Source organism: Acidithiobacillus sp. HP-2, assembly GCF_015100155.1.
GTDB lineage: Bacteria > Pseudomonadota > Gammaproteobacteria > Acidithiobacillales > Acidithiobacillaceae > Acidithiobacillus.
Genome location: NZ_JACKZA010000036.1, coordinates 1 through 9,808 on the forward strand (window position 1 = coordinate 1; position 9,808 = coordinate 9,808).

General features: G+C 51.6%; 15 protein-coding genes and 1 pseudogene. 8 read left to right on the top strand and 8 right to left on the bottom strand.

The features are described 5' to 3' along the window. The coding region (locus H7F11_RS16220) for an ISAzo13-like element transposase-related protein (RefSeq protein WP_413773204.1) at positions 1-370 on the top strand (370 nt) is incomplete at its 5' end. A gap of 14 nt (positions 371-384) precedes the next feature. Here the strand turns inward: H7F11_RS16220 and H7F11_RS16225 are convergent. Genes H7F11_RS16225 through H7F11_RS16245 form a run of 6 tightly spaced genes read right to left on the bottom strand, consistent with a single transcriptional unit; the run spans position 385 to position 4,131 of the window. Beyond that, on the bottom strand, positions 385-918 hold the full coding sequence (locus H7F11_RS16225) for a hypothetical protein (protein WP_193651823.1): 534 nt from the start codon (positions 916-918) through the stop codon (positions 385-387). A 53-nt stretch (positions 919-971) separates the two neighbouring features. Continuing rightward, positions 972-2,072 carry a ParB/RepB/Spo0J family partition protein gene (locus H7F11_RS16230; RefSeq protein WP_193651822.1) on the bottom strand — a complete coding sequence of 367 codons (1,101 nt, stop codon included), beginning with the start codon at positions 2,070-2,072 and terminating at the stop codon, positions 972-974. Continuing rightward, positions 2,069-2,893, bottom strand: coding sequence for an ATP-binding protein (locus tag H7F11_RS16235; protein ID WP_193651821.1), 825 nt, complete (start codon positions 2,891-2,893; stop codon positions 2,069-2,071). Before H7F11_RS16235 ends, H7F11_RS16230 begins: the two co-directional genes overlap by 4 nt. A 55-nt stretch (positions 2,894-2,948) precedes the next feature. Next, the gene (locus H7F11_RS17050) at positions 2,949-3,083 is read right to left on the bottom strand and encodes a hypothetical protein (RefSeq protein WP_264674733.1); all 135 of its coding nucleotides are present in this window, start codon (positions 3,081-3,083) and stop codon (positions 2,949-2,951) included. A gap of 59 nt (positions 3,084-3,142) precedes the next feature. Continuing rightward, positions 3,143-3,913 carry a hypothetical protein gene (locus H7F11_RS16240; protein WP_193651820.1) on the bottom strand — a complete coding sequence of 257 codons (771 nt, stop codon included), beginning with the start codon at positions 3,911-3,913 and terminating at the stop codon, positions 3,143-3,145. A 2-nt stretch (positions 3,914-3,915) separates the two neighbouring features. Beyond that, a complete protein-coding gene (locus H7F11_RS16245) occupies positions 3,916-4,131 on the bottom strand; it encodes a hypothetical protein (RefSeq protein ID WP_193651819.1) in 216 nt (71 codons plus the stop codon). Between the two features lie 362 nt (positions 4,132-4,493). Between H7F11_RS16245 and H7F11_RS16250 the strand changes: the two genes are divergently transcribed. The 5 genes from H7F11_RS16250 to H7F11_RS16270 all read left to right on the top strand — a co-directional run bounded on the left by H7F11_RS16250 (position 4,494) and on the right by H7F11_RS16270 (position 7,155). Then, complete coding sequence (locus tag H7F11_RS16250) at positions 4,494-4,922, top strand: helix-turn-helix transcriptional regulator (RefSeq protein WP_193651818.1); 429 nt, start codon at positions 4,494-4,496, stop codon at positions 4,920-4,922. Positions 4,923-5,037: 115 nt separating this feature from the next. Continuing rightward, positions 5,038-5,433, top strand: a complete 396-nt coding sequence (locus H7F11_RS16255) for a single-stranded DNA-binding protein (RefSeq protein WP_319803384.1) — start codon at positions 5,038-5,040, stop codon at positions 5,431-5,433. Between the two features lie 26 nt (positions 5,434-5,459). Beyond that, a complete protein-coding gene (locus H7F11_RS16260; RefSeq protein ID WP_193651817.1) occupies positions 5,460-5,762 on the top strand; it encodes a hypothetical protein in 303 nt (100 codons plus the stop codon). Next, a complete protein-coding gene (locus tag H7F11_RS16265; protein ID WP_193651816.1) occupies positions 5,762-5,977 on the top strand; it encodes a hypothetical protein in 216 nt (71 codons plus the stop codon). The genes H7F11_RS16260 and H7F11_RS16265 overlap by 1 nt, the downstream gene beginning before the upstream one ends. Continuing rightward, complete coding sequence (locus H7F11_RS16270) at positions 5,977-7,155, top strand: phage integrase Arm DNA-binding domain-containing protein (protein ID WP_193651815.1); 1,179 nt, start codon at positions 5,977-5,979, stop codon at positions 7,153-7,155. Before H7F11_RS16265 ends, H7F11_RS16270 begins: the two co-directional genes overlap by 1 nt. A gap of 276 nt (positions 7,156-7,431) precedes the next feature. On the opposite strand, the gene H7F11_RS16275 is transcribed toward H7F11_RS16270, so the two are convergent. After that, positions 7,432-7,962: a hypothetical protein gene (locus tag H7F11_RS16275; protein ID WP_193651814.1), complete on the bottom strand. Its 531-nt coding sequence runs from the start codon at positions 7,960-7,962 to the stop codon at positions 7,432-7,434. Then, complete coding sequence (locus tag H7F11_RS16280) at positions 7,949-8,122, bottom strand: hypothetical protein (RefSeq protein WP_193651813.1); 174 nt, start codon at positions 8,120-8,122, stop codon at positions 7,949-7,951. The genes H7F11_RS16275 and H7F11_RS16280 overlap by 14 nt, the downstream gene beginning before the upstream one ends. 227 nt (positions 8,123-8,349) lie before the next feature. Between H7F11_RS16280 and H7F11_RS16285 the strand changes: the two genes are divergently transcribed. Both H7F11_RS16285 and H7F11_RS16290 read left to right on the top strand, forming a co-directional pair. Beyond that, positions 8,350-8,655, top strand: a complete 306-nt coding sequence (locus H7F11_RS16285; protein WP_031575399.1) for a hypothetical protein — start codon at positions 8,350-8,352, stop codon at positions 8,653-8,655. 470 nt (positions 8,656-9,125) lie between these two features. Next, positions 9,126-9,808, top strand: a pseudogene (locus H7F11_RS16290) (PQQ-binding-like beta-propeller repeat protein); the annotation flags it as partial.

Consider the following 9,808-nt stretch of genomic DNA (forward strand, 5'->3'; position numbering starts at 1 on the left):
GAGCAATGGTTCTCGGGTGCGCCTCTGGAAGCTGGAATTACAAGGGCTTGCCGATGAACTCAATCTGCCGATTCGGGTGTGCCACTTTCCTCCGGGCACCAGCAAATGGAACAAAATCGAGCACCGTCTGTTTTCCTATATCAGCATGAATTGGCGGGGGCGACCTTTGGTGAGTCACGAAGTCATTGTCAATTTGATCGCGGCTACAACCACCAGCAAAGGCTTGAAAGTGTACGCCGCCATTGATCCTACACCCTACCCCAAGGGTATCAAAGTCACTGACGCTGAATTCGCTACCATCCAAATTGATCGCGATAACTTCCATGGGGAATGGAATTACGTCATCTCACCAAACAAAAAGTCCATGTAGTTTATTTATGATTCCTAATGTGCCAAATCCATTGCAGCCAGACTGCTCATGCGGTACCGCACCGCCCTGGGCGTCATCCCATAAATTTCTGCCAGGCTCTCCAGCGGCAGGCCTTGCATGATGAGCCCCACGAATGTCCGTTTTCCCGGTTCCAGAGCATCAAGAATGGCCTTGCGCTGGGCTTGGCCAGCATCTTCCTCTTCAATGTCGGCAAGCTGCTGCAACGGATCATTGGCCTGACTGTCGTACCATGGCACCGTTTCCATCAGCTGCTGCAACAGCAATCCATCATCGGCGCCAACGTCTTCTTCTTTTTTCCAGCTGCCCAATACCGGGTTCTGCCAGCGCAAGGTCATCCCCCACAGTTTTCCCAATACATATTGGGGTACGGTCCCCCGGGCGGGATCGTAATCACTTTCACCAGCAACCATTTCCAGACAAATCAGCCGTGCCTCCTGGCGGACATCTTCCACAGAAAGCGAACAACATGCCGCCACACGCGCCAGATCATTCTGATTGAGCTGTAAATACAGTGCATTGTATTCCATATTCTGCCCTCCATAAAATACTTACCTGTTTTTGTCCGTACCACATACAGATTTCAGGCTTTTGCAACCCGAAGTGCTGGCAGACCATGCCAGCCGGTCTCTTTAGCCGCCCGAATGGCATCAATGCATATCTGTTCCAGATATTCTGGATCCTGTGTTTCATCAAACCATTCTCTGGGTATGCGCACGTACAGCAAGGCCTGGGCGTTGCCGGTTTCATGGAATGCCGGTAGCGCAGAAGCATCCATGACTTCATGGACTGGGGATCCCGTCTCGAATGACGGGCTCCCCTCGCTACGGGCTTCACGACCGTTTTCATTCCTGCCTTTTGGATGGGATGCACTGGAAACAGGCATCTGGGAGGATGGGAAAGAAGAGGTTGATTCGGTATGGGAGAGCTCCGACCTAGGGTGCCCCTTATGGCAGGGGTTGGTGAATTCTTCGTCAGGAATCTCGGCTTCAGTCTTCTTCTCCGCATCTTCCTGAGAGACCAGCTGCAGGCGTGTCTGGCGCTTTTCTTCCAGATTACGGTATTTTTCCCGCATGCGCGCACAGTCCACACTGGTGATGCGCCCTCCCGCATCGAGAAGCTCACGGCGGGCTTCGGCGACCAGTCCGGAGAAATGGGCGTAAACCTCAACGCTCGACATGCGGCCAGTCTCCAGTAGTGCCCGCATGGGCAGGTTATGCGCCAGTTCAAGAACCAGCTTGACCCAGCGGGTGCGTTTGCCGGTTTTCTTCGCAATCGCATCTGTCGTCCAGCCATTGGCTGAAAGCTCCCCAATGGCGTCCACATACTCCAGATCGGACAGATCGCGATGATGCGCGTTTTCTGCCAGCTGTACGATTTTCCGCTCACTGGCACTTGCAGAATTGACGACACCCGTCGAAACGATGCAGGGCATTTCTTTCAGCCCAACCATCCGGGCAGCCCGCCAGCGTCTTTCTCCATAGACAATCTGGTGAAACCCATCCGGCATGGTGGCCACCATGATGGGTGAGAGAATGCCATTCTCGGCAATGGAGTCAGCCAGTTCGGCCAGTGCTTCTGTCTCAAAATCCCGACGCGGCTGACTGGGGTCCGGCCTGATCATGGCCGTTGGCAGAGATTGAATGTTGCATTGTACTGCTCGGAACAGATTCAGATTGTTCATGAGTGGACTCCCTGGATTGGGCGCCTCTGGCGCCGATGACTGGGCCAGTCGCACTGGACCAGCAGTCCGCCCTGACAAAGACGGTCGATGACTGCCATGCCCAGGCAGGTTTCGAGACCTTGCAGTCCCGCGTTACTGATGATGATCGTGGACCGGCACATCCGGTACCGCTGATCGAGAACGCTGAAGAGTTGCAGCCGCTCTGCGTCAGAACCAAAAATCTTATCGGCTTCATCCAGAATCAGCAGATCCACCTTGGCGAAGGCGTCGATAATGTCTTTCTGGCCAGGACCATCCTTTCTGCGCCAGGCATTTCTTATCCGGTCAATGAGCTCCCATGCACTTACCTGCATCACGGAGTAATGCTGGGCCAGTAATTCCCGGGCTATTGCAGCAGCCAGGTGATTCTTTCCCGTACCCGGTGGACCAATCAGAATCAGCCCCCGGCCATCATCAATTTCCGGAAACGTCCGTGCAAAGTGCCGGCAGATATTCATTGCCGTTTTTTGTTGCTCACAGCTGATTTCGTAGCGGTCGAATGTGCAGCCCTGATAACGGGTCGGAATTGCTGCACGATCAAGCAATCTGGCAATACGGCGTTCCTGCTGACATTGCGGGCAGTCTGCGGGCGTGATGTAGCGTACGGTCCCATCGGCGTCCATCTGCGTTAAGGGATAGCGTCCATGTTGCATACACAGGCGGTACTGCGGATGACGATCAGGCAACAGGGTGATGTTGTTGCTGTCTCCTAATCCATGACCATGACGTTCCAGAAACCCTGTCGTCAGTCTGTCCATGAAAAATACTGGCTGCAGGCTCATCAGTGTTCTCCTCTCATCGGGATAATGCGGATGCGAAAGCCGGGATAGCGGCAGGTCATAACGCCACCACCACCTGATCCACCGGGATGTTGCGGGTCCATGCACTGGCACCGAGGCTGTTACCCGGCGGGCCGGACTGGTGACCACGCGCCCAGAGTGTGCGCAGATGCTCGGCATGTTTAAGCAGCATGCCTACCGAATGACCTTCGCGGTGATAAAGCGGGGTTTCGAGGCCCAGATAATATCGGGCTACCTCTGGAGATTCCTGTTCACCCAGCCTGCGTACCAGGTGCGCCAGTTGTCCGTTAATCGTGGCATTCCTGATTGGATCGACACCGTAGCGCTCAAGATATGCCTGCCGATACGCTTCCCAGACAGGGGCTGTTGACCGTTTTGGGGCAGTGACGGTTTTGGAGGCTTGCTGTTGAGCGGATGATGGGGAAGGGATTTTTTTTCCTGTTTCCCGGAATCAATGGCTACAGGAGGCAAAAGCTCGGCCTGAACGCCTGCAGGTTTTGAAGGCGATGCCACCGACGCCGGAGCGGATGCTTCGGTGTAAGAATTATTATCTAACACTTCTATTTTACCAGATACCAGATGTCGGCCCTTCATTGCTGCTTCATCATGATTTATCTTGTTGTTTATATGATTTTTTTGCTCGGCCCCTGATCGGCCCTTCATATTCTGGACGGAGTTACCCACAGCAGCGTAGGGCATTCGAAAAACAAGTTTCTTACCTGCTTCAATCCGTTCGATAAGTCCGCATTCCTCCAGCACTTCCAGCGCATAGCGGATTTCTTTCGTGCTGGGCTGATGGTGTGCATCAAGACGGCGGCCCTGTATGGAGGGGACCGTAAGTTCCTCTTTGATCATCTGGCGACTGATACCGCACTTCAGACCGACAACACCAGTGGCATAGTCCATTCTGGGCCTCAGACCCCTGAAATAGGTCATCTGGGCGGACCAGGGTTTTTCATAAAGCAGATCCAGTTCTTTCTGGGTAATCAGATAGCTGGCCATGGCTAGTCTACCAGTACAAGATAATGTTCGGCAGAATGGAACGGAGCCTTTGGCAGAAACAGGCGGACTTCCCCATCAGGCATGACCTCCCTGCGAACCAGCCCGCAGCTCTCCAGCTCCGCCAGTGCATTGTCAACATCTGCGTCAGTCATCACCCTTTGCGTCGTTCCTGCATGAGATTTACGGATGGGTTTACGGGGTACATAGCGCTTACTCATTGGGAGATTCCTCATGGGTTGGCCTGGATTTGGGTAGGAAAGAAGGCGTAGACAATTGCCTGCGCTTTTGGACATGCCTGCGAATTGCCTGCGCATCCAACTGGTTGAAGTACCAGAGAATATGCTCTATTCGGCGGACACTGGGGTTAGGAATTCGCCCCTGGGCAAACTTGCAAAGCCAGGAGTAGCTGACTCCAGTAGCTTCGGCGACAGTTCCCCATGAGCCTTTGACGGCCTGGAGGCGGCGGATTGTTTGAGAGGTAAGAGACATGTCCATTGGTAGATGGTAAGCAGTAAATTGCTAAGCAGTCAAGAAACAAATTGCTCAATAAATGCCCCATACTGATTAGATGGAAACCGCGATGAAGAAAATTTTTGCTCATAACGTAGCGAGCCTTATGGCCAAGAGCAACATGACGCAAGCAGCCCTGGCCCAGAAATCTGGCGTGTCGCAACGCACCATAAGCAATATTCTGAACCCTGAATCCGATCCCAACTATTCACCAACACTTAATAACATCGAAAAAATTTCAAATGCACTTGGGGTCAGCCCCTGGCAAATGTTAATTGGTGCAGTAGCCGCTGATATTATTACGTCAAAAGATATTGACAAGCTCATACACAGCTTCACCAGCGTGTCAGACGAAGGGAGAGAGGCCATCTTGAGCGTCAGCAAAAGAGAAGTCCGCTACCATCACATGTTACCGGACCCAGCATCTGAAAAGCTGAGGACTGGCGGTCAAAATGAACCCAGCCAGAAAACGAAACACCATCCCCAGAAACACGATTAGATAAAAAAGATCTCGCTCCACTGTTCTTACCAGCATCCTGATAAGCATTTTATTGCTTGACAACAGTGATCATGTCTAGCAATATGTTGCTGCTATGGCAAGTGAGGATCGCATCGTGTCTATCAATCGAGTATCACTTCTCGGCCACGTTGGCCAAAATCCAGAGGTACGCCATACGGCCTCTGGCGGTAAGGTGGCCAACATCAGCATCGCAACCAACGAGGCATACAAAGATACCGACGGAAAACGCCAGGCGCGCACCGAATGGCATCGAGTAACCGCGTGGGGTCGGCTGGCCGGAATTCTTCAGGAGTATGTGCACAAGGGCGACCAGCTTTATGTCAGCGGCCATCTCCAAACGCGCAGATGGACTGATGCTCAGGGCATAGAGCGCTTTACCACCCAAATTGTTGCCGAGCGGATGGAATTGCTGGGAGACAGGAAGGGAAAAGCCATGCCCGAAGCTTTTGATCCCCAGCCCCCGGTCGAAGACCCGGAAATACTCTTCTGACAAATTCCCTTTTCAAGGAGAAGAACATGAAACTGGAAATTCAGGCGCCAGAACTTTCTTTGAGAGAACTCTGTGAAGCAGCGGAGCTTTTTGCCGACTACCTTGATCTGCATGTACGTTTTGATGGTAATGATACGATTTGCTGCACGGCGGTCAGCGCTTCACTGGATGAATGCCCAGACAAGCCTCTGGTGATGGTCAGGACCAGCCGAAACAAGCCTGACTCCTCTGCCGTTCAGGCACTGGAGCGCATCCTGCCCTTTGCCCCTCCTGGATCCAGACTGGCCTATGATGGTCGCTGTCATGCCATCATGATTTCAGGTGCCTGATGAAACTCATCAAAATCGATCGATTCAGAAGCATCTGCTTCGAGCAGGGATCAGCTCCTGACCGAAGAACCGTAAGAAGCTGGATTGATGGGGGGATCGTACCTGGCATGGTCATAAATGGCCACGCCTATGTTGACCTGGAGAAATGGGAAGCTCTATCGTTGACCCAAGGACAACAGGAGATCAGCGATCTGATCCTGAAAGTTATAGGCTAATGTCACCCAGACCACGAAGCATATCCAGAAAATTACCCCCAAACCTGGTCAAAGACGTTCGGGGGGGCACAACATATTATCGTTATCGCAACCCTTTAACAGGAGAGCGGACCAGCTTTGGGCAGGACGTAGAACGTTCCATCCAGGCCGCCATCGCGCTGAATGCCCATTTTGCCAAAACCATTAGCGATCAGCACACCGAGAAGCTGGTCAGGCGCGTCATCACCCAAAATGACGGTGGCACAATTGGAGAATTCCTCCACATCTTTGACACCCAGATACTGCAGGAACGGCGCTCCAAAAAAGGCAAGTCCCTGGCAGAAAAAACCCTTCGTGAATATCGCATCATGTTGCGCACGATCGGCCAGGAATTTGGTAAGGACGACTGGGAACAAGTTACCCTGAAAAGGGTGGCTCTCTTTCTGGACCAGCTTCCAGCCAGATCATCCAATGCACATCGGTCCTTAATGATACAGATATGGAGACATGCCATTGCCAAAGGCATTATCCCACCCCAAAACATTCCAGAAATGACCATTCCCAAAGATCATGTGGTGGAACGGCAACCATTGTCACTAGTATGGTTTCAGTCGATTCGTGAAGCAGCAGAACCATGGTTTCAAAATGCGATGGATCTTGCCCTGCAAACATTGCAACGACGAGAGGATCTGGTTCTGTATCGCTTTGACGCCATACAGGCCAACAATGGTGCCCAGCACCTTCCTGTCTGTCAGAAGAAAACAGAAAACACCTCAGAATTCGGCAGGCTGCTGCTTCCTGTTGGTGACGAATTGCGCAGGGTTATTGATCAATGCCGCGATGAAATCCTGAGCCCATTCCTGATTCACCGAAAACCCCATAAAAGAAGGCGGGAATATCTCGACAAAAAGGACCATTGGACGGCAGTGCAGCCAGAAATGCTGACTCGGGAATTTACACGGTTACGCGACCAAACGGGAGTCTGTAATGGTCTCAGACAGGAACAGCGTCCAAGCTTTCACGAGATCCGCGCATTGGAAGCTGAACTGTACCGACAGGCTGGATGGGCGGACGACGCGATCCAGAGACTGCTGGGCCACTCAACCGAAAAGATGACCAAGCACTACCTGGATAAACACCAGGAACCATGGATTGTGACCGATACCGTCGGGTTATCTCTGATGGTTTACCAAAAATAAACCAAAAGTTTACCAAAAAGTTTTACTTATGGCCCATAAAAATTATATCATTATGATTCATATAGTAAAATTGGTCTGGGCGAGAGGATTTGAACCTCCGACCACCTGAACCCCATTCTAGCCCTACAATCTCGCTTACGCCATGTATTTATAGCATATTCCTGCGCGGATACTTTCTACAAAATGGCAGACCAAGGCAAAATATTTCCATTGTAAAACAAAGGCGAGTTTTCAGTTGTAGAAGGCTTTAGCTATTTCTGATTCTACCTGTAGAGCCTATTTGATCTGGTCCGCAAGGTCTGTTTCGATAATATCCAGCAATGATCGCTCGCCACATATGAAGAGCGAGGTAGTCGAGTTGGCAGGGTGAATCTGACACCCAAGTCCAAGACCATCAAGCCGATCTTTTGTGACATGCCGCCGGCGGGCCATCGGTGTTGTTCCCCACGTTCCTACCTTCAGTTTCAAGTAAACAGCCAAGTCGAATAGGCTCATTCCTCGCATATGCTCTCGCCAGTGCTCAGGTGAGAACGGCTTCCAAAGGTCAACCGACCGGTTTACCGTCTGCATGGGAGTGTGGCCATATGCCGGATCTCCGGATTCGTAGGGGGCTGGATCAATCTTGATGACCAGGTTTCCTCCGGCCCAGGTCAGGGCATCCTGGCCGATCCTGCTCCAAGACAGCACTAGGAGTTTGGCCTTTGTGTATGGCAATGGGCTCCGTTCCGGAAGCAAGTCGGCAAGCAAGGAAAGCTCTTTACGCAGCTCTTGCGGGATCGCGTTGAGAGTTGATTCACTCCGCATCATCAATATCTTCCTCTGGTTCTGCTTGCAGCAAATGGTCAACAGGGCACCGATACCCATTTATGGCCCAAGCTGCAGCGATGAGCAGGTCTGGCGCCCCGTCCTCGATAAAAGCTCCCCCACAAAGCAGATCGTCTGGGATCTCGATTTCCTCGAAGTTCATCCCTCTCCCCCTCTCTCTGAGTCTGATTCCTGGCCAGGTATAGATCGGACTCGGGTGCGCCTCTTCAGGTATCTCCAGATTCTTTGATCTATACCCAGCTGGATTCTGATATGGATGAATACACGATGTTCAAAGATGCTTTTTACAGTCTGCATGGCAACATTGGGCTGCGACTGGACCGGGGCCAATGCTTTGATGACTGGTTCCTCAAGCTATAGCTGGTAACCATGCGACGAATTTCAAATCTTGCATTTAACCAGGAGTTCCCTGAAGCTTCTGGCCTGTCTGGTATCCCAGCGGATAACCAGGTTCGGATTTCTCGGGATACGGGCAATCCCTATGATCGGGATGCGGTGGGGATCTGGCTTGGAGGACACCCGAAAACGCCCATCGGTTGGCTTTATCGTAAAGACGGCAACCGCGATGCCGTACTGCAAAAGCTCGACGCCGGCGGAGAGATCACGGGACACATCGAACAGCGCAGCCGCAGAAAAGGCGAGAAGCCACGAAAAGTTGTGGTATTTTGGCTATGAGGGTTCGTTGCTCCAAAATCTGATCAACCTGGAACCCAGAGGTAAGAAGGATGCACACGCGCCGAAGACTTGGTGCAGTCGTTGGATTCGGCTACTCCATGTTCGGTGGAAAAATCGCTGGTAGCAGGGCCAGCCTGAACGGCCGTTCAAGACTGAAAGCGGTCATTCAGTATCCATGATCACATGCAGAATTTAGTATTAACACCAGAAAAGCATGATTCACTATAAAACGGATGATTTAATTTATAAAACATAAAACTGTTGCAAATATCATGTAAAAATATGTAACCCTGTTTCAATTTTTTACATTTATATTGTTGATATCTTGTGTCGAGAGGTTTACGGTTCCGTAACTCCATGATGATACTGAATTATTCATTAACAAATTAGAATTTTCTAATTATTCAGCACGCCTCATGAGAGCATTTACAAGGATGTTATTCCACATTTTCGATACGTGAGGAGCAGTGATGAAATTCCGCAAGATAGTCATATTATCAGCAGTCAGCATCCTGATTTCCGGGACCGCCTGGGCGCAGACCAATCAGGTTCCCCAGGATCCCATTAACAATACCCTGGACCCCCAAAGTCCCTTTGCGACGCTATATTTACCGCAAAATGCGCCTCAGGCAAATGATCAGGTCGGTCCTTCAGCGTGGACCCACGCCTATGGAAACCCTCAGCACAATGCCGGATTCCCGGTTGCGCACAACGCGCCCCGTTGGATTCGTGATGGCGTCCGCTGGAATTTCCCTGAAGCCCGGGCCTGGCCGCTCAACGATAACCATCCCTACGGCGAAAAAGTGGATGGCATCAAGGAAGCGCTCCCGGTACAAACCCAGTTTTACGGAAATGCCCTGGGCGTTTCGGTGGTCAAAGGGGTCGTGTATGCGGAAAGCGATGATATGTTCGCTTACGCCGTCAATGCCCAAACTGGCAAGCTGATATGGCGGAGCAGTCCAGTAGCCAACACCCTCATGGGTAACCCTCTGGTCGTCGGCAAAAAGGTCTATCTATCTGCGGGGAGTGTGTCTTTCAATTTTGCCAATGTCATGGAGTATTCCAAGCATCCCAGGCAGGCCGGGCGCGGCAAGGATATCAGTTACAACGGGATTTTCTGCCTGGATCGTCAGGACGGCAAGCTGCTCTGGAG